General features: G+C 63.0%; 17 protein-coding genes. 14 read left to right on the forward strand and 3 right to left on the reverse strand.

Going from position 1 to position 19,854, the window contains the following annotated elements; translation table 11 throughout:
* Positions 1 to 57: 57 nt before the first annotated feature.
* The 3 genes from V9F06_14925 to V9F06_14935 all read right to left on the reverse strand — a co-directional run bounded on the left by V9F06_14925 (position 58) and on the right by V9F06_14935 (position 3,861).
* The gene (locus tag V9F06_14925) at positions 58 to 2,160 is read right to left on the reverse strand and encodes an FAD-dependent oxidoreductase (protein MEI2618901.1); all 2,103 of its coding nucleotides are present in this window, start codon (positions 2,158 to 2,160) and stop codon (positions 58 to 60) included.
* Positions 2,161 to 2,406: 246 nt separating this feature from the next.
* Positions 2,407 to 2,934 carry an iron-sulfur cluster assembly scaffold protein gene (locus V9F06_14930; GenBank protein ID MEI2618902.1) on the reverse strand — a complete coding sequence of 176 codons (528 nt, stop codon included), beginning with the start codon at positions 2,932 to 2,934 and terminating at the stop codon, positions 2,407 to 2,409.
* A 54-nt stretch (positions 2,935 to 2,988) separates the two neighbouring features.
* Positions 2,989 to 3,861 carry a sulfurtransferase gene (locus V9F06_14935; GenBank protein MEI2618903.1) on the reverse strand — a complete coding sequence of 291 codons (873 nt, stop codon included), beginning with the start codon at positions 3,859 to 3,861 and terminating at the stop codon, positions 2,989 to 2,991.
* A 266-nt stretch (positions 3,862 to 4,127) separates the two neighbouring features.
* Here V9F06_14935 and V9F06_14940 point away from each other — a divergent pair, with 266 nt between their 5' ends.
* From V9F06_14940 to V9F06_15005, 14 genes are all read left to right on the forward strand, one after another.
* On the forward strand, positions 4,128 to 6,008 hold the full coding sequence (locus tag V9F06_14940) for a peptide ABC transporter substrate-binding protein (protein ID MEI2618904.1): 1,881 nt from the start codon (positions 4,128 to 4,130) through the stop codon (positions 6,006 to 6,008).
* Positions 6,009 to 6,081: 73 nt separating this feature from the next.
* The gene (locus V9F06_14945) at positions 6,082 to 7,341 is read left to right on the forward strand and encodes a M20/M25/M40 family metallo-hydrolase (GenBank protein MEI2618905.1); all 1,260 of its coding nucleotides are present in this window, start codon (positions 6,082 to 6,084) and stop codon (positions 7,339 to 7,341) included.
* A gap of 251 nt (positions 7,342 to 7,592) precedes the next feature.
* Positions 7,593 to 8,591, forward strand: a complete 999-nt coding sequence (locus V9F06_14950; GenBank protein MEI2618906.1) for a hypothetical protein — start codon at positions 7,593 to 7,595, stop codon at positions 8,589 to 8,591.
* Positions 8,592 to 8,844: 253 nt separating this feature from the next.
* Positions 8,845 to 9,276, forward strand: a complete 432-nt coding sequence (locus V9F06_14955; GenBank protein ID MEI2618907.1) for a transcriptional repressor — start codon at positions 8,845 to 8,847, stop codon at positions 9,274 to 9,276.
* A 101-nt stretch (positions 9,277 to 9,377) separates the two neighbouring features.
* Positions 9,378 to 10,175: a Fe-S cluster assembly ATPase SufC gene (gene sufC, locus V9F06_14960; protein MEI2618908.1), complete on the forward strand. Its 798-nt coding sequence runs from the start codon at positions 9,378 to 9,380 to the stop codon at positions 10,173 to 10,175.
* Between the two features lie 43 nt (positions 10,176 to 10,218).
* Complete coding sequence (gene sufB / locus V9F06_14965; GenBank protein MEI2618909.1) at positions 10,219 to 11,616, forward strand: Fe-S cluster assembly protein SufB; 1,398 nt, start codon at positions 10,219 to 10,221, stop codon at positions 11,614 to 11,616.
* A 93-nt stretch (positions 11,617 to 11,709) separates the two neighbouring features.
* Positions 11,710 to 13,056, forward strand: a complete 1,347-nt coding sequence (sufD, locus tag V9F06_14970) for a Fe-S cluster assembly protein SufD (GenBank protein ID MEI2618910.1) — start codon at positions 11,710 to 11,712, stop codon at positions 13,054 to 13,056.
* Positions 13,057 to 13,160: 104 nt separating this feature from the next.
* On the forward strand, positions 13,161 to 14,405 hold the full coding sequence (locus V9F06_14975) for a cysteine desulfurase (GenBank protein MEI2618911.1): 1,245 nt from the start codon (positions 13,161 to 13,163) through the stop codon (positions 14,403 to 14,405).
* Between the two features lie 27 nt (positions 14,406 to 14,432).
* On the forward strand, positions 14,433 to 14,819 hold the full coding sequence (locus V9F06_14980; protein MEI2618912.1) for an SUF system NifU family Fe-S cluster assembly protein: 387 nt from the start codon (positions 14,433 to 14,435) through the stop codon (positions 14,817 to 14,819).
* A gap of 59 nt (positions 14,820 to 14,878) precedes the next feature.
* A complete protein-coding gene (locus V9F06_14985) occupies positions 14,879 to 15,205 on the forward strand; it encodes a non-heme iron oxygenase ferredoxin subunit (protein ID MEI2618913.1) in 327 nt (108 codons plus the stop codon).
* 16 nt (positions 15,206 to 15,221) lie between these two features.
* Positions 15,222 to 15,530 carry a metal-sulfur cluster assembly factor gene (locus V9F06_14990; GenBank protein ID MEI2618914.1) on the forward strand — a complete coding sequence of 103 codons (309 nt, stop codon included), beginning with the start codon at positions 15,222 to 15,224 and terminating at the stop codon, positions 15,528 to 15,530.
* Positions 15,531 to 15,615: 85 nt separating this feature from the next.
* On the forward strand, positions 15,616 to 16,662 hold the full coding sequence (locus V9F06_14995; protein MEI2618915.1) for a hypothetical protein: 1,047 nt from the start codon (positions 15,616 to 15,618) through the stop codon (positions 16,660 to 16,662).
* A gap of 69 nt (positions 16,663 to 16,731) precedes the next feature.
* Positions 16,732 to 17,643 (forward strand): polysaccharide deacetylase family protein, encoded by a 912-nt coding sequence (locus V9F06_15000; protein MEI2618916.1) that lies wholly within the window; start codon positions 16,732 to 16,734, stop codon positions 17,641 to 17,643.
* 206 nt (positions 17,644 to 17,849) lie between these two features.
* On the forward strand, positions 17,850 to 19,799 hold the full coding sequence (locus tag V9F06_15005; protein ID MEI2618917.1) for a S9 family peptidase: 1,950 nt from the start codon (positions 17,850 to 17,852) through the stop codon (positions 19,797 to 19,799).
* Positions 19,800 to 19,854 lie beyond the last annotated feature (55 nt).

Here is a 19,854-nt window from a genome sequence, read left to right on the forward strand (position 1 = left end):
TATGCGCGACGGCGGCCTTGTTCAGGGGCCGCCGTCGTCTGCTGGTGTGAGATTGCGCTAGCCGTCAGCAACAATCGCGAGATCGGCTGATTCACGTGCTGGCAACGGCACCGGGCGATAGTGCTCCATCGTCAGACACTCGGTCGGGCACCACTCGACGCAGGCTCCGCAGCGGATGCAGGCGAGCTCGTCGATGATCATCGCGACCGCGTTCGGCCCGAGCTCGGCGCGCGCGAGCTCGGCCAGCGAGACATCGCTATCGATTGAGTAGATTCGGTCGGTCGAGATCATCTCGATGACTCCGACCGGGCAGATATCGACGCAGCCGTTGCAGAGAATGCAGCGGTCGCCGTCGATGAAGATGTTGAGCTGGCACTGGAGGCAGCGCTTCGCCTCATCGAAGCCGACTGGCTTCGGATATCCCAGCTCCACTTCGAGTGTCGTTTCGTCCGCCAGCAGCCCCCGCTCCTGAAGCGGCAGCGTCGGCATGATCTGGCGTTGCAGCGAGGTGTAGTTATCTCCCCAGCGCAGTCGTCGGCTCATCGTGGACGTTGACCACTCGGCGACCCCCTCGGCCATCAGCGGGTTCGGGGTGTGCAGGTCTTCGATCGGCACCCGTGTGATCTCGAAGTCCGGCTCGGGGATCGGCAGGCCGCTCAACTGGGAGTGGACGTGCTCGGCGACGCGCTTGCCATCGCCGATCGCCGAGATGAAGTTCAACGGGTTGGTGACATAGTCTCCGCAGGCGAAGACCTTCGGGTGGGCGGTTCGACCCTCGGCGTTTACCTTCGGCACGCCGCGCCGGTCGACTTCGGGGAAGAAATCCTTCGGGAAGAATGAATTGTCCTGGTACTGGCCGATGGCGATAATGACCTGATCGCACTCGATGACGAACTCGGACCCTTCGACGGGTTCTGGCCGGCGACGGCCAGAGGCATCCGGCGCGCCGAGCTCATTACGGACGAACTCGATGCCGGCGACGTGGCCATCCTCGCCAGCGATGCAGCGAGTCGGCGAGACCATGTACATGATCTCGCACCCTTCGAGCTCGGTCTCCTCGACCTCGAGCGCGTCGACCGGGATCTCATGGGCCGAGCGTCGGTAGGTCATGATCGACCGCTCCGCGCCGAGACGCAACACACTGCGAACGCAGTCCATCGAGGTAAAGCCGCCACCGACGGTAACGACCCGCTTGCCAACGAAGACATCCGGGACGAGCTCGAGATTGATCTCCTCCAGGAAGGTCAGTCCGGGGACAACACCCGGCAGATCCTCGCCGGGGATGCGAACCGGGGTGACATTCTGGTTCCCCGCGGCAATGACGACGGCGTCGTGCGAATCGATGAGGTCCTGGAAGGAGATGTCTTCGCCGATCTTGGTGTTCAGCCGAAGCTCGATGCCGAGATCGAGGATCAGCTCGACCTCCTCCATGATGACGTCGCGCGGCAGGCGCCACTCTGGTACGCCGGCCCACATCATCCCGCTCGGAACAGGCATCGCCTCGTAGATGGTGACGCGATAGCCCTGCCGGGCGACCTGGCGGGCAGCGCTCAGGCCGGCCGCGCCCGCGCCGATTACGCCGATCGTCTTGCCGTTCGGTGGAGGCGGCGTCTCGCGACGCGTCTCGCCACGATAGTCCGAGGCGACCCGCTTCAGATAGCAGATGCCGATTGGCTGATCCACGATCTGGCGTCGGCAGGCTGTCTCGCATGGCCGGGCGCACATTCGGCCCAGACAGCCCGGGAAGACGTTGTTCTCCCGGTTGAGCTCGAACGAATCGGCGTAGCGCCCGTCGGCAATGAGGGCGATATATCGCGAGATGTCGGTGTGCGACGGGCATGCCTTCTGGCAGGGGATGTTGTCCGCAAACCAGCGCTGGTCGCCGGTGAAGACAGCGTAGCGCGCGCCGGATCGCCGCGTGAAAGGCGAGAACATCTCGGAAGAAACGAACGCCAGCAGCCGGATACGTCGCGTGTCGTCGACCGGAGTCTCCGACTGATCCTGGCTCACGATGCCATACGACGTTCGGCCATTGATGATCTGGCTGACCTCATCGGAGGTCAGCGGGGCAAACCGGTCGCTGGATGCGCCACACGATGGGCACTCTACCGGCTGCGTGTCGTCGGTCTCAATATATCCGCAGATCCTGCAACGGAACATTGGCAAGTCCTCCCACATCGATCGGATACGCCAGCCCCTGCGTGCGGGACAACGCCAGCAGGAGCGCCCACCTCGCCGGCTCCTCGTTGCCGACCGTTCGATGGCGCGCGAACGCGAAGGCGTCCCAATCCGCTAGGCAGAGTATAGCAGTGACACCAGGAGATTCTGCATCACCAGGAGGTGTTGGCAAGTCGTTTCCGGCCACCACTTCGAGCGGCGAGGGTTTCGGGGTCAGACAACCCCGATTCAGCGCTCTTGCTGCGACACGGGCGCGCCGGCGTCATTGTGCGCGCGGTCGCCGACGATGATGCCGAACTCGGCATCCTGCTCGGGAAGATCGGCAATTGGCGTGCCGTCGGGGTTCATGCCGTGCTGGCGGCGTAGCTCATCGCGCTGGTACTTTCTGACCGCGGCCTTGAGCGTCCCAAGCGCGAGCGTCGCGCACTTTGGTCGCATCTGGACGGCCTCTTTGCCGAGGACTTCGATCATCGTGGTGTAGTCGTGGGCCAGCGCCTCCTCCAGCGTCCAACGTTCGTCGTGAACCATCTCCATGAGGATCGACGCGGCGGCCTGGCTGATCGTACAGCCTTCGCCCTCCCAGGAGACGTCGGCGATCGACAGGCCATCGTCTCCTGGTTGCAAGTAAATAGTGATGACATCGCCACACCCGGGATTGCCGCCAGGCATCGTCACCGATGGATTGTCCATCGCATGGCGGTGGCGAGGATTCTGATAGTGGTCGACGAGTATCTCGATTTGCTCCTGGCGGTCCATGCCGTGTCTATTCTCTTTCTCAGCAGGTGTTCACTGTGTGTCGCTGCGTCGTCCTCAGAGCTCGATCGGCACGCCGATCACGTTGCCCCATTCGGTCCACGAGCCATCGTAGTTCCGCACATCCGGGTAGCCGAGCAGCTCGTGAAGAACGAACCACGTGTGCGATGAACGCTCCCCGATCCGGCAATAGACGATCACCGGCTGATCCGGCGTGATCCCCTCACCTTCGTAAAGAGCGCGCAATTCATCGACACTCCTGAAGGTGCCGTCTTCCGCAACGGCCTTGCCCCACGGGATATTTCGCGCGCCAGGGATATGGCCGCCGCGCAATGCCCCCTCCTGTGGATAGTCGGGCATATGAAGCAGCTCGCCGGTGAACTCCCCGGGGGAGCGAACATCGACCAGCGGGTTGCCTTCGCCGATCCTGCGCAGCCGGCTGTAGCCGATATGAGCCAGCACATCGTCGCGGTAGGCGCGCAGCTCCGGCCGTTCGGCCGAACCGTGGTAGTCAGCCGGCGTGATCGTTGGCGCTTCGCGCGTAGTCGCGCGGCCCTCCGCTTCCCACTTCTTCCGGCCGCCATCCATGATCCTGACGTTGTCGTGCCCCATGTAGCGGAAGAACCAGTATGCGTAGGCGGCCCACCAGTTGGTCTTGTCGCCGTAGAACACGGCGGTCGTGTCCCGGGTGATGCCCAGCGCGCTCATCAGCCGATCGAACCCTTCGGCATCGATGAAGTCGCGTGTATCGGTGCGCTGCAGATGTTCGTGCCAGTCGATCTTCACCGCGCCGGGAACATGACCCAGCTCGTACAGCAGGACATCTTCGTCCGCTTCAACGATGCGGATGGTTGGGTCGGCCAGATGCTCCGCGACCCAGGTGGTGCTGACGAGCACCTCGCGGCTCGCATTTGCCTTGCCGTTTGCCATCGGGTGCCTCCTCGTTGATCCAGATCGTCGCCCGCGCCCGAGGCGCGGCGTCGAACCTTCTATTGACTATACACGCGGCACGGCCCACCTATTCCGCGATGGCTCGAGTGGCGCATCCTCGCTCTCACTCGCGCGTCGCGAGACAGTGCGGCGCGTAATTCTGTACGATCAGTAAGCAGATGGCCTGGTTTGACCAGATCATTAGTTGTTCGTTGGTATGTCACGGCGGAGTGCGCGCCTGTGACGCATATGGAAGAGGGGGCGCAATGGACGAGCGCGTTGGGTCGGGGGCGAACGGATTGGCGGCGCTGGAAGCAGCTGTCCTCACGGGTCGCCTCTCGCGTCGCGATGTTCTGAAGCGTGGCGCGGCGCTTGGTTTGACTGCGCCTGCCATCGCCGCTCTTCTGGCTGCATGTGGCAGTAGCAGTAAGGAAACACCGGCTGCAACGGCCAGCTCGGGGGGCGGTGCTCCGGGCGCGGGCACGGCAACAACGGGGCCATCCGGTGGCGGACGTGGACGCGGCTCGGGCGACCTGCTGCGCATCCTTTACTGGCAGGCGCCGCCGATGCTCAATCAACACTATGCCAATGGCAATCTGATCTCCAATCCAGCGGCGCTTGTTCTCGAGCCGTTGATTCGTATCAGCCCTGAGGGCGACGTTGTCGCAGTCCTCTGCGAGAAAGCGCCGTCACTGGAGAATGGTGGCATCTCGGCCGACGGCAAGACCGTCACCTACACGTTGCTTGAGGGACTCGTCTGGTCAGACGGCACGCCGGTGTCGAGCGACGATGCCAAGTTCACCTGGAAGTGGGCAATTGACCCGGCAGCGGGAACGACGTCCTCGCCAGCATTCGTCAATGTTGATGACATCGAGGTGGTGGACGCGCGAACCTTCAAGATCCATCTGAAGAACACAGACCCTGCCTGGTACAACATCTTCGGCCGCGGCACGAGCGATGGCGCACCGATCCTGCCCAAGCACCTGCTCGAGAACTACATGGGGGATAAGGCGCAATCTGCGCCGTTCAACATGAAGCCGGTCGGCACCGGCCCATACAAAGTCACCAATTTCGTCCCCGGTGACGTCGTCAACTACGAGATCAACGAGAGTTACCGCTTCCCCGATAAGCCGTTCTTCAAGAAGGTTGAGTACAAGGGTGGCGGCGATGCCCCGTCCGCCGCGCGGGCTGTCCTGCAGACCGGCGAGGTGGACTACGCGATCAACCTGCAGGTCGAAAAATCCGTCCTGGAGAACCTCCTCAAGAGTGGCGTCGGTGAACTGATCGTCCTGCCCGATGGCAGTGTCGAGCACGTATTCATCAACTTCGCCGATCCGAACAAGGAGGTCGACGGCGCCCGTTCGGAGCCATCCACTCAGCACCCGTTCCTGACCGATAAGGCGGTTCGCGAGGCGCTGGCGCTCGGCGTCGATCGCGACATGATCGTTAGCCAGTTGTATGGCGAGGCGGCCAACGCGACGGCAAACGTGATTGTCGCGCCAGAGATGTTCGTGTCGAAGAACACGAGCTACAAGTTCAGCGTCGATGACGCCAGCGCGGCACTTGAGGCGGCCGGTTGGACCGGCAAGCCGCGGACAAAGGATGGCGTTAAGACGAAGATCCTGTTCCAGACGACAGTCAGCCCGCTGCGCCTCAAGGCGCAGGAGATCATGAAGCAGCCCTGGGACGCGATCGGGTTCGAAGTCCAGTTGAAGTCGATTGACTCCACCGTCTTCTTCTCCTCCGACGCTGGCAACCCGGACACCTGGAAGCGCTTCTCCGCCGACCTGCAGATGCTGGCGCTCAACGGCCGGCCGTTCCCGATCGACCTGATGTCGTACTGGAAGTCGATTGACCCGGCCGAGGATATCGCCCAGAAGTCGAACGGCTGGTCTGGCCGCAACCTCAGCCGGTGGGTCAACGAGGACTACAATAAGCTCTGGGAGGCCGCCTCGACTGAGCTCGACCCGACCAAGCAGGCCGAGTTGTTCATCAAGATGAATGACATGATCTCCGACGATGTCGTCACGATCCCGTTCATCGCGCGAAAGCGGGTCTCGGGCAAGAACAAGCGGCTCCAGGGCAATAACCCGGGTCCGTGGACCGAGGACACCTGGGACGTTGCCGACTGGTATTTCGAAGGCTAGAGCCTTGTTGCGTTCGACGTAGCCGGTTCGCGATCGTGAACCGGCTGCGTTGGAGCACGGTGAAGGGACTACCATGAATCATCAGCAAGCCCGCGCGGCGCTGGAGCAGCGGCTGGAGCGTGACGCTGACGATATTCTCGGGTTTGTCCAGAAGATCGTCCAGATCCCGAGCGAGAACCCCGACGGCGACACGACCCAGCTCGTCTCATTCCTGACCGACTGGATGGATGAGCGTGGTCTCGATCACGAGATTGTCGCTCCGCAGCCGACGATGCCGAACGTCCTCGCCGGATTCGATGGCGGCGATCCGGGCAAGCACCTCATCCTCAACGGCCACCTCGATATCTTCCCGGCCGGCGACCCGACGCAGTGGTCGGACGACCCGTACTCCGGCGCGGTGCGCGATGGCAAGCTGTTCGGTCGCGGCGTCATCGACATGAAGACCGGAACTGCCGCCTCGTTCCTGGCATACCGATATCTGCACGAAATGCGACAGCAGCTGGGCGGCCGGCTCACGCTGACCGCCGTCTCCGACGAGGAGACCGGCGGAACCTGGGGCACTGGCTACCTGATGGACAACTACCCCGATGTAATCGGCGACTGCGTCCTGAATGGCGAGCCAAGCACCCCGTACACGATCCGCTTCGGCGAGAAGGGTCCGGTCTGGCTCGATATGCTCGTCCGCACTCCGGGCGGCCACGGCGCATACACCCACCTGAGCAAGAGCGCGATTCAGGAGACCGCCGAGATTATCGGGCGGATCGAGCGTCTGGCTGACCAGCCGGTTACGTTGCCGGCCGATATCCTCGCCGTTGTCGAAGCCGCTCGGCCTGAGCTGGACGCCGCGCTCGGCGCCGGGGCGACCGACATCGTGAAGCAGGTGACCGTCAACATCGGCACGATCCGTGGTGGTGTCAAGACCAATGTCATCGCCGCCGATTGCTACACCGGCGTCGATCTGCGCGCGCCGGTCGGCCACTCGGCCCAGTCGCTACTGGAGCAGTTCGAGGCGATCCTGGCCGACTACCCCGACGCCTCTTACGAGCTCTTCAAGGTCAGCGAGCCGTCGGTCTGCACGCCCGACCACGAGATGGTCCGCATCCTTCAGCGCAACGGCGAGGCGGTGCGCGGCATCAGGCCGAAGCCGGCCATCAGCATCGGCGGCACCGACTGCCGCTTCTGGCGCTGGCGCGGCATCCCGGCCTACGTCTACGGCCCGATCCCGTACAACATGGGCGCCGCCGACGAGTACGTCACCCTCGACGACCTCTACGGCACCGTCCGCGTCCACGTCCTGTCGGCCTTCGACTACCTCACCGGTGCGACCGACTAACGGCGGGAAACTCACTGCTGGCCCGACAGGCTTGAGTGCCCTGTCAGGCCAGCATCTTCAGGCAAGCCGAAGCGCGACGATCTGCACATCAATCTAACGCATTTACTTGACAGCCCCCCCTCCCGCATTACAGTAGCGTCATCACATGCGGCCCGTTGGAATTAACATCACATTGGCTTGGTCGTCTCACCTTGGAGACCGAATCGCTCAGATTCGGGATCAATCGCACGATTCAGAGCGAGAGGCTTGCCATGCGTACGGTGGGCGCCGTCGGTCGGATCGTCGCCGAGTTGACGTTATGTGGAGGCTACCTGTTAGCGGGCGATGAACTCGCCAAACAACGCGCAGACAGCGCTCGCGGCCGAGTGACTGTCGGGATGCGTGACCTGTGGACGACAATTAGAGAACCTTGCGGATTTACCCGCGCCCATCCCAGGTTATCACTCAATCGAATCGTGTTCGTCATTGCTATCGTCAGCGCTGTGATCGTCAGTGGCTGTGGCGTGGATGATGTATCTACTGGTAGCCAAGTGTCAACGGACGTGTCTGCCAGCGAAGCCTGGACAACCGCAACCCCCCTGGCAAATGGAACGATGATCACGACCTCGGAGGCGCAATACCCTCGATCGGACTCGACCCCCTATCAGGCGTCAACCCCCGATTGGTCAGTGCCGCTTGGAGTCAGCGTCGCGATCGACAGTGTCTACTATGCGTCGCTCGGGGAACTAGCCTGGGCGTCAGATGCGATCGTGATTGGCGTGGTCGTGGAGGCGCGTGCGCCGCAATACATCGAGAACCATGATCCACACCGGCCGTCGGATGTGCCGCAGGCCGATCCGGCCCATATCTTCACCGACTACATCATCAAGGTTGACCGCGTCTTACGGGGTAACGGTACTGATAACGCCGTAATCCGTCAGCAGGGCGGTACGATCCAGAATGTCACGGTGACCAACTTATCTGAGCCGGAGATGAAGATCGGGTACCGCGGTCTATTCTTCTTGCAGCGGATTGAAACGCCGGTCCCGACGAATGGCGACTCGGTGACTATCGTGCACGTGGCGGCTGCGACTTGGTGGGTCGAAGGGCAAAGCCTCGTTCCGGCGCTGCCGACTGGTAGCGAAGAGCATCCTCCCACGATCCCATCGGAGATGATGATGAGCGAGATTGCAGTCACGTTGAGAGGCGCGCCGATCGGAGCGGATGCTGTACCCATGTCAAGCGCTCCTCTCGGGCCAGACCTCCCATAATCGGTCTTTGATGCCGCTGCCTCACCGCTACGATCAGGACGAACCCCCTATTGTCACGACCCTGCTGAGTGGCGCGCGATGCCGAGTTGGCTAGCTCGTTAGATCATCCGATCTGGCGGGCAGTTGCTCTTGCCCATCCCCTCCCGGCCTCCCATTGCCAGCATGAAGATTGCTCCTTGACCAATCCCGACGAAATTGCTATGGTTTATCGGGTTATCTAGGAGTGATTCGCAACTGGGAGTGATTCTCAACGATGGCCGAGAAGACCGAACTCTTCTGCGAGCGACACGACTTCCGTATGACGACGCAACGCGCGGCGATCCTTGAGGAGGTGCGGTCTGGCGCTGGCCACCTCACCGCCGGGGAGATCTTCGAGCGCGTGCACCGGAAGTACCCATCGATCGCGTATGGGACGGTCTATCGGACGTTGCACCTGTTTGCCGAACGCGGGCTCATCCTTGAGTTTCCCTTCGGCGACCAGGCGAGCCGCTTCGACAAGCGGGTGGATCGGCACGATCACGTTCAGTGCCTCATCTGCGGCACACTCGTCGATGTCGACGTGCCAACCGCTCTGCTCGCACAGCAGGTTGCGGCCGAGCAGACCGGCTACCACGTCAGCGGCCACCAGACGGTGTTCACTGGCGTCTGCCCGATTTGCCAGTCCGCGAGTCACACCCGGAGTTAGTCAACCTATGGGTATACTAAGTGCGACGACAGGATCGTCGTGACGGCGCGCGATGGACGCCGCCGGGGTACGGATCGAATGTGGAGGGCGCAAGCCAGGTTATGAGCGAGACCCCACTGTTTCAAATTCAGAATCTACATGCCGGCATCGATGGGCAGGAGATCCTGCGCGGTGTCGACCTGACGATCAATCGTGGCGAGATCCACGCGCTGATGGGCAAGAACGGCTCGGGCAAGAGCACGCTGGCCTACGCCGTGGCCGGCCACCCGAACTACGAGGTCACCGAGGGCGCCGTCCTCTACAAGGGCGAGAATATCCTCGAGATGGGGCCGGACGAGCGGGCGCAGTTGGGTCTGTTCCTCGCGTTCCAGTATCCGACCTCGATCCCGGGCGTCTCGATGGCGAACTTCCTCCGGATGGCTGCCAACTCGCGCCGCCAGCGACGCGCCGACCAGGGCGAGGATGTCGCCCCGTTCACCCCGCGCGAGTTCCGCAAGACGCTGCGCGAGAAGATGGCGCTGCTGAAGGTGGACGAGTCGTTTGCCAATCGCTACTTGAATGAAGGCTTCTCCGGCGGCGAGAAGAAGCGCGCCGAGATCCTTCAGATGGCGATGCTCGAACCAGAATTCTGCATCATGGACGAGACCGACTCCGGCCTCGACATCGACGCGCTCCGCACCGTCTCGGAGGGTGTCAACGCGCTGTTCACCGACAATATGGCGATGCTGGTCATCACTCACTACCAGCGTCTGCTGAACTACATCAAGCCGAACTTCGTCCATATCATGGCCGACGGGCGAATCGTCACGTCGGGTGGACCCGAGCTCGCGATGGAGCTCGAGGAATCCGGCTACGACAAGTTCATGGCCAAGTACGCGCCGGAGGCGGTGGCGGTCTAGCGGCCGTCCGGCTTGCCGGCTGGCAGTGCGTGAGGAGGCACGGATGGCAACAACCGAGCTCGATTTTGGGACATACAAGTACGGGTTCCGCGACGAAGAAGATTACGTCTTTAAGTCCGAGAAGGGCATCGACGCCAAGAAGGTCGCGGAGATCTCCGCGATGAAGGGCGAGCCGGAGTGGATGCGTGATTTCCGGCTGAAGGCGTTCGATTATTTCCTGAAGCGCCCGATGCCCGAGTGGGGCGCTGATCTGTCGGACATCGACTTCGACGACATCTATTACTACATCCGGCCGACCGAAAAGGCGAGCAAGTCCTGGGATGAGGTGCCGGAGTACATCAAGGATACGTTCGAGAAGCTGGGCATTCCCGAGGCTGAGCGGAAGTTCCTCGCTGGCGTCGGCGCGCAGTACGAGTCCGAAGTTGTGTACCACTCGCTGCGGGCAGACCTCGAGAAGATGGGCGTCATCTTCCTCGATATGGACGCGGCCGTGCGCGAGTATCCCGAAATGGTCAAGCAGTACTTCGGGACGATCATCCCGCCCAATGACAACAAGTTTGCCGCGTTGAACTCGGCGGTCTGGTCGGGCGGATCCTTCGTGTATATCCCCGAGGGTGTACGGGTCGATGTGCCGCTGCAGGCCTACTTCCGGATCAACGCCGAGAGCATGGGTCAGTTCGAGCGGACGCTGATCATCTGCGAGAAGAACTCCTACGTCCACTACGTCGAGGGTTGCACCGCGCCGACATATTCGTCGAACTCACTGCACTCAGCAGTGGTCGAGATCATCATCAAAGAGGGCGCGCGTTGCCGCTACACGACGATCCAGAACTGGTCGAAGAATGTCTACAACCTCGTCACCAAGCGCGCCGCGGCCTACAAGAACGCGACGATGGAGTGGGTCGATGGCAACCTCGGCTCCAAGGTGACGATGAAGTACCCGGCTGTCTGGCTGATGGAGGAGGGCGCTCGCGGCGAGATTCTCTCGGTCGCGATGTCCACCGACGGCCAGCACCAGGATGCCGGCGGCAAGGTCGTGCATGTCGCGCCGCACACCTCGTCGCAGATCATCTCCAAGTCCATCTCGAAGGGAACCGGGCGGTCGTCGTACCGTGGGCTCGTCAAGGTTCATCGCGGGGCGGATCACGTCCGCTCCAATGTCGTCTGCGATGCGTTGTTGATCGACGAAGACTCCAGGACTGATACCTTCCCCTATATCGAGATTGAGTCCGAGGAGGTTTCGGTTGGGCACGAGGCGACCGTGTCGAAGGTTGCCGACGAGCAGCTGTTTTACCTGCAGTCGCGCGGCATTTCCGAGTCGGACGCGATGAGCATGATCGTAAGCGGCTTCATCGAGCCCATCGCTAAAGAGCTGCCGCTGGAATACGCCGTCGAGCTGAACCGACTGATCCAGCTCGAGATGGAAGGGTCTGTCGGATAGACGAGGGATGAGGGACGAGGGACGGGGGACGAGGAATCGTCGCCGCACGCCTCGCGTCCTGCATCCTGCGTCCCGATGACGTGAGGGAGATGCATGGCTACGAGTATTCAAGGCGCGACGAAGGGATTCTCGCGCGAGGCGGTCGAGGAGCTCTCGCACCGCAGGGGTGAGCCCGACTGGCTACGCCAGAAGCGTGTCGAGGCGTGGGAAGCGTTCGAGCAGATTCCCATGCCGAAGCGCACCGACGAAGAGTGGCGGCGGACCGATATCCGGCTGCTCCCGCTCGATGAGGTTGCGCCGTTTGCCGAGCAGGTCGATCGGCTGTCGAGCCGGGCGGATCTGCCTGCCGCGGTCGCCGCGGAGGTTGCGGCCGCTGGCGAAGTCTCCGGCGTTGTCGTTCAGCGCGACTCTTCCACGATCTACTTCGAGGTGGATCCGGCGCTGGCCGAGCAGGGTGTCGTCTTCGCTGACCTGGAGACGGCCGTCCGTGAGCACCCGGAGCTGCTCCAGCGCTATTTCATGAGCGATGAGGCCGTCGCAGTCACTGATAACAAGTTTGCCGCGCTTCACGGGGCATTCTGGACGAACGGCGTCGTTCTCTATGTTCCGAGCGATGTCGAGATTGAGTTGCCGTTCCGAGTCTTCTCTACCCAGGAGACTGCCGGGATCGCGACCTTCAATCACGTGCTGATCGTCGCCGAGAAGAATGCTGACGTTACCCTGGTGGATTTCTATGACTCGGAAACGCTCGACGAGGAGTCGATCGCGGATAGTGTCATCGAGCTTCATGCCGCCGAGGGCGCTCAGGTACGCTACATTCAGGTTCAGGACTGGGGCCGGCATGTCTGGAACTTCTCTACCCAGAAGGGCGCTATCCACCAGGACGCGGCCGTCCGCTCGCTGAACGTTTCGTTGGGCTCGCGCCTGTCGAAAACGCTGATTGCCTCGAACCTGCTGGCGGCCGGCTCGTCGGCTGAGATGCTGGGCCTCTACTTCGCCGATGACACCCAGCACTTCGACAACCAGACGCGCCAGAACCACATCACGCCGTACGCGTCGAGTGACCTGCTGTTCAAGGGCGCGATCAAGGATCGCTCGCGGTCGGTCTACTCGGGCGTCATCAAGGTCTGGCCAAAGGCCCACGGCACCGACGCCTACCAGGCGAACCGCAACCTGATCCTTTCGCCGACGGCGCGGGCCGACTCAATCCCGAACCTGGAGATCGGCGCAAACGACGTGCGTTGCACGCACGGCGCGACGATCGCCCAGATCGAGGAAGAGTACGTGTTCTATCTGATGAGCCGCGGGATCTCTCGCACGGAGGCGGAGAAGCTGATCGTCGATGGCTTCTTCGACGAAGTGATCGAGCGTGTGCCGGTCGAATCCGTCCAGAAGACGGTTCGCACCGCGATCGACCGCAAGATCGGGTACGCGATCTAGTACTCTGCCGCGGGGGTGCGTCCCGCCCGGACGCGCCCCCGTTTGGGGCGCCTACGTTCCCTCGCCTGCGTCTCCCCCGCAGGCGAACCCAACAGGAGGTCGCTGTGAGCGCAATACCCTCGACCGCGTCGACATCGTTCGATGCCGTCGCGCTCCGTCAGCAGTTCCCTATCCTCCGTGACCCGAGCCTGGTCTATCTCGACAGCGCCGCGTCGTCGCAGAAGCCCGAGGCGGTATTGCAGGCCATGGAGCAGTACTACCGCCACGACTACGCCAACGTCCATCGCGGTGTCTATGCGCTTGCCGAGCGATCGACTGAGGCATATGACGAAGCGCGCCGCCGAGTGGCCAGCTTCTTTGGCGTAGGCTCGATCGCCGAGATCGTATTCGTCCGCAACACGACCGAGGCGATCAATCTGGTTGCCCGAACCTGGGGTGCGGCCAATCTCAGGCCCGGAGACATCATCGTCCTGAGCGAGATGGAGCATCACTCGAACCTCGTGCCCTGGCAATTGGTCGCTGCCCAGACCGGCGCGATGCTGGAGTTCATGAGCTTTGATGACGACGGGCTGTTGCGACTCGAAGATCTCGACCGCTTCCTCGCGACCGGGCGCGTGCGTCTCGTGTCGGTCTGCCACGTGTCCAACATGCTTGGCACCGTCAACCCGATCGAGGAGATCATCGCCCGGGCGCATAACCATGGCGCGCTCGTGATGCTGGATGGCGCGCAGGCCGCGCCGCACGTCGCGGTGAATCTCGCTGCGCTCGGCGTCGACTTCTATGCCGCGTCGGGCCACAAGATGTGTGGGCCGATGGGGTCGGGCCTGCTGTACGGTCGGCGTGAGCTGCTGGAGGCGATGCCGCCATTCCTTGGCGGTGGCGACATGATCCGGGTTGTCGGGCTGCGTGAGTCGACCTGGGCCGATCTGCCGGCCAAGTTCGAGGCCGGAACGCCGAGCGTCGCTGACGCCGTCGGCTTCGGCGCCGCCTGTGACTATCTTGCCGGGTTGGGCATGGCCAATGTGGCGACCCACGAGCATGACCTGATTGAGTACGCATGGGGGCAGCTGCTCGAGCTGCCAGAGCTCACCGCATGGGGGCCACCGCCGGAGCGCCGCTCCGGTGCGATCAGCTTTTCGATGGGCGGCATCCACCCACACGATATCGCGTCGATCCTCGATGAGGGTGGCGTCTGCATCCGGGCCGGCCATCACTGCACCCAGCCGCTCCATGCCCATCTCGGACTGGACGCGACCGCTCGGGCCAGCTTCTACGTGTATAACACCAGAGACGACGTGGACCGCCTGATCGACGGCCTGCGCCGGGTGCGATCGATCTTCGGTAATTAGCCGCTGGGCGGCAAACAGGAAGCGACCATGTCGGATCTCTATCGTGAGTACATCCTCGATCACTACCGCAATCCGCGCAACCACGGGACGCTCGATCCGAACGATGCGACCTATGAGGACACGAATCCACTGTGCGGCGATCGTATTCGAATTGACCTGCGTCTCGACGGCGACCGGATCGTCGATATCAAGTTCAGCGGTCGTGGCTGCGCAATCAGCCAGGCAGCGACATCGATGCTGACCGAGATGGTCGAGGGCAAGACGATCGACGAGGTCAAGGCGATCTCCAAGGACGATCTCCTTGAGGAGATCGGAATTCCACTGAGCCCAGCGCGCATCAAGTGTGCGCTGCTCGGGCTCAAGGTGCTCAAGGCGAGCGCTTACGGCTTCCACGGCTGGCCGGGCGACGAGTAGTCGAGCCGCCAACAGATATGGCGCCCGCTGTGGCCCGGCGGGTCGGGAGTGAGGAACGCGTGGTTCAGTTCGTCTGCGTCGGCCGGGTCGGAGACCTTGGGCCGGGTGAGATGAAGGCGGTCAGAGCAGGCCGCCATTTCGTCGGCATTGCCAATGTAGAGGGCGGCTGGTACGCCTTCGATGACACCTGCACCCACGAGGAGGCGTCGCTGACCGAGGGAGAGCTCTACGATTTCATCGTCGAATGCCCACTCCACGGCGCGACCTTCGATGTCCGCACCGGGTCGGTTGAGTCCTTCCCGGCCACGATCCCCCTGCCGACCTACGATATTCGCATCGTGGACGGCGAGATTCATGTAGCAACCGAACCGCGCGAGCGGCTCTGACTGCAAGGAGATGCGGATGACGCAGCTGAGCGACGACCTGATCTTCGAGGCGCTCAAGCAAGTCTATGACCCTGAGATCGGCGTCAACATCGTCGATCTTGGGCTGGTTTACGGGGTCGAAATCAAGGACGACAACGATGTCGAAGTGACAATGACGCTGACGTCGATGGGCTGTCCGCTTGGCCCCGTCATCATCCAGGATATTCAGCAGACGGTGGCGAAGCTCGATGACAGCAGGAGCACGTTCGTCCGGATTGTCTGGTCGCCGCCCTGGTCGCCGGCCATGATGACCGAGGACGCCCGCGACGAGCTCGGCATCTGGTAGTTCGCGCAACGCAACCCGGTATCGCAGTCGACCCGGCTCGCTGCCGGGTCGTATCCTTGCTGACGGACGAAGGGCGAGCGAAGCGATGGCAACCGAATCCACGAATAGCAATCAGACCGTTGTCGAGCGAGAGTCAAACGCCCAGCGATCGGATGCCGAGCACCTGGAGCAGGTCATCCTTGCCCAGCCGGAGTTGATTACCGCGGCGATTACCGACAATCTGGACGCGATCCGGGAGGCTGCCGCGCTCGTTGGGGCTGCCCGGCGGGTGCGACTGGCCGGCGCCGGGTATAGCGCCAGCGCTGCCGAGGCCGGCGGGCATCTGCTGCGGGCGGTTGGGATCGATGCGCGAGCGAGCCACGCCTTCGATCTGGCGGTCTATCCACCGGGCTTCGACGCTAGCGATCTGCTGATCGCCATTGCCAGCGGCGATGATCGCTCCTACGCGTCGCGCGCTGTGCAGCGCGCGAATCATGCCGGCCTGTCATCTATCGCCGTCGTGACCCAACTGGCCCCGATCTCGAACGCGACGATCACGATCCAGATCGGGCGGGAGGAGATGACTCCGACCGACCTCACCAGAATGCCGGCTCTCATTGCCGCCCTCGCAGCCATTGCTGCCCGCTTTGAGCCTCGCGCTCCGCTCGCGGAGTTGCTGCCGCGGCTGGGCGAGCTCGTTCGGGCGATTCTCCCGAGCCGAGATGTCGCGCTCGGTGTCGCTGGGGCGCTGGCTGACCCGGAGCGCCGAGTGTTGCTGGTCGCGGCAGGCCCGGCAATGTCGATCGCCCGGGCCACGGCGCTGGCTCTGGCCGAGGTTGGCGGCCTGCTCGTAATGGCCCAGCACGTCGAAGACGCGATACTGGGCGGTCTCCGCGTGCTCCGGCCGGGCGACGTGGTCGTGCAGGTGGCCCCGACCGGGCCGGCCGATGCGCGCCATCGCGACCTGGCCCAGATCTGTTCCGCTGTTGGCATTGATCGCTGGCGAATCGGTGGCCCGACCGACGGCGCCCGCTGGCACACCGACCTGCCAACCGGCGATGAGACGCTCCTGACGGTCGTCGCGGCTATTCCGCTGCTCTGGATGGTTCAGTCCATGCTCGCCGGGACCGATTCTGATTCCACACCTTCATAACTTGGGGACGCGGCCGTCATTGTCACTCGTAGCGGACACTTGCGTGTGATTGGTGAGAGGTAGCAGTCGGTGCGTTTCGTGATCCTCGTGGCGACGATCCTGGCCGTTGCCGCCTGCTCCGGCCCCGCCAGTCGTGAGGCCAGCCCTTCGGCAGCAGCCTGGCCGACTTCGACAGCCGCGCCGACAGTAACGCCGATCGCGACTGCCTCAGCGACCGCGACGCGTGCCCCGACTGCTATGCCTTCGCCGACGCCCGAGCCGACCGCAGCGCCGGCCCCGACCGCCACGATCCCACCACCCCCGACCGCGACCCTGGGGCCGACGGCAACAATCCCGCCCCCACCACCGGCAGCCGACGTGATCACAATCCGCCGAGCTGATACGACCGAGAAAATCGTCGCCTTGACCTTCGACGCCGGATCTGATCGCGGCTACGCCGAGGAGATTCTCGACACACTGAAGGCGAACGGAATCCACGCAACATTCGGGATGACTGGTGTCTGGGCGGAGCAGAACCCCGACCTCGTCCGTCGGATGGCAGACGAAGGACACCAGCTGATCAACCACACCTGGGATCACGCCTCGTGGACCGGCAACTCGACCGGGGAGCCGCCACTGACAAGCGCCGAACGAGCGAGCCAGCTGACCCGGGCGGCCGACGCCGTCGAGCAAGCTGCGGGCTACGACATGCGCCCATACTTTCGCCCTCCATATGGCGACTATGATGATTCGGTCCCGGCAGACCTGCTGGCAAATGGCTACAGCGTCAACGTGTTGTGGACGGTCGACTCTCTGGGATGGAAGGGCCTGAGCGCCTCGGAGATCGTTCGCCGGGTGGTCGACGGAACCGTTCCCGGCGCAATCCACCTGTTCCACGTTGGCGCTGCCTCGGCGGATGCAGAGGCGTTGCCCGAGATCATCTCCGAGCTGCGTGGAGAGGGATATCGATTCGTCACGATACAGCAGATGGTCGGGCGCTAGAGCCGCGTCGCAACGGCGCACGAGATCACAATATGTGGTATTATGTCATATAGGAGGTTCAACCTCCCCCTCCACACCCCTGGCGCCCGGGCACCCCCACCCCGGGCGCCGCTTATTCCGGTCTGGCAATCCAGCGGCGCATCCTGGGAGCGGCTATCATGCGCGCGAGTGAGACGCCCGCAAACCAGTGACCGGAGGATGACACGATGACCCGACGTCCGATTGAGATCGACGACCTGTATAGCATCCGTCTCGTCGCCGACCCGAATATCTCCCCGGATGGCCGGCGGGTGGTCTGGGTCGTGACCGAGGTCGATCGCGACTGCGACGGATACAAGTCCAACATCTGGGGCGCGGATCTGGATGGCGATCGCACAGCCTACCGTCTGACGACGGGGAACGGTAAGGACACCAGCCCGCGCTGGTCACCAGACGGGACGATGTTCGCGTTCCTGTCCGATCGCAGCGGCCGCAACCAGATTCACGTCATGCACACCGACGGTGGCGAGTCGTGGCAGGCGACGGATGGTCCCAACGGCGCTTCGGATCTGGCCTGGTCCCCCGATTCGACCTCCCTTGCCTACGTCGCCAAGGTCGAGCTGGCGGAGGAGCCGGCCAGCGATGTGCGGGTCATCACCTCGATGCTCTACCGAATGGACGGCGAGGGATTCTTCGACGGCAAGAACCGCCAGGTTCATCTCGTCTCCGCCCACGGCGGCGCGGCCCGCATGGTGACCGATGGGGACTGGGACTCGATTCAGCCGGCCTTTTCAGCCGATGGAAAGTGGCTGGCGGTTGTGTCGAATCGCAGTGAGGATCGCAAGGAAAACCGGCTGTCCGACATCTGGGCGATCGAGCTGGCCACCGGCCGCGCCGAGCGACTGACCGCGGGGGATGGCAACTACTCGACTCCAGCATGGTCGCCGGCCGGCGATGTCGTTACCTGGGTTGGCCACCCGATCACCGAGAAGTACGGGCCGGTCACGCTTGATGACCTGTTTATCTACGACCGTGGAGCGGATGAGTTACGTGGATTGCTGTCGTCCCACGATCGCGAACCGGGCAATTCGGCCATCGCCGATGCTCGTTATGGCTTGCCGAACCCGACTCCTGTCTGGGCCGTCGATGGCTCAGCCGTCTACACAATGTTGAGTGACGCCGGCAGCGTCCATCTATATCGGTGCGCGGTGGATGGCCCGGCCGCGCCGCTGCTTGATGGCGCCCAGGATATTCAGTCGTTCACGATCTCGAACGATGGCACGGTTGCCTTTGCCGCCAGCACGATGGCAATACCGACCGAGGTGTTCGTCCGTCGGCCCGATGGGACGGTCGAGCAGATCACCGATATCAACCGGGCGATGCTGGCCGGCGTCGAGCTCGGCGAAATCCGCGAGGTCCGCTTCGAGAGCGATCCGGGCGTCGAGGTTCATGGCTGGTTGCTGACCCCGCCGGGGTTCAACCCCGCCGTTCGTTACCCGGCAATCGTCGAGGTCCATGGTGGCCCGCACGGCATGTATGGTGTCGGCTTCTTCCACGAGTTGCACGTGCTCGCGGCGCGCGGTTATGTTGTCCTGTACACCAATCCACGTGGCTCGACTGGCTACGGGCAGGAGTTCGTCGCCGCTGCTCTGGGCGACTGGGGCGGAGCCGACTACCGGGATGTGATGGCCGGCGCGGACTATCTCGCCAGCCTTGACTTCGTCGATTCGAATCGGCTGGGTATCACCGGTGGCTCGTACGGCGGCTACATGACCAACTGGGTTGTCGGGCAGACCGACAGGTTCCGCGCCGCCGTGACCCAGCGCTCCACTGCGAACCGGATCTCGACATACGGCACCAGCGATATGAATATGACGTACAACGACTGGGAATTTGCCGGCACACCGTACGACAATCCGGCGCACTACATCGACCGTTCGCCGCTCACCTGGGTGAAGAACGTGAATACACCGCTGTTGATTGTTCACTCCGAGAACGATCTTCGCTGCCCGATCGGCCAGGCCGAAGAGCTGTTCACCGCGTTGCGGAAACTGGGTAAGACAACTGAATTCGTCCGTTTTCCGAACGAGAGTCACGGGCTGTCCCGCGCAGGCAAGCCTGCGCATCGCGTGGAACGACTGGAGCGTATCTGCGGCTGGTTCGACCGGTACCTGTAATGGCGGGGCGCTCTCGGTAATTTGTCAGACTTCGAGCCGGCGTCCCCGCTTTCAC

The organism is Thermomicrobiales bacterium, from assembly GCA_037045155.1.
Taxonomy (GTDB): Bacteria; Chloroflexota; Chloroflexia; order Thermomicrobiales; family CFX8; genus JAMLIA01.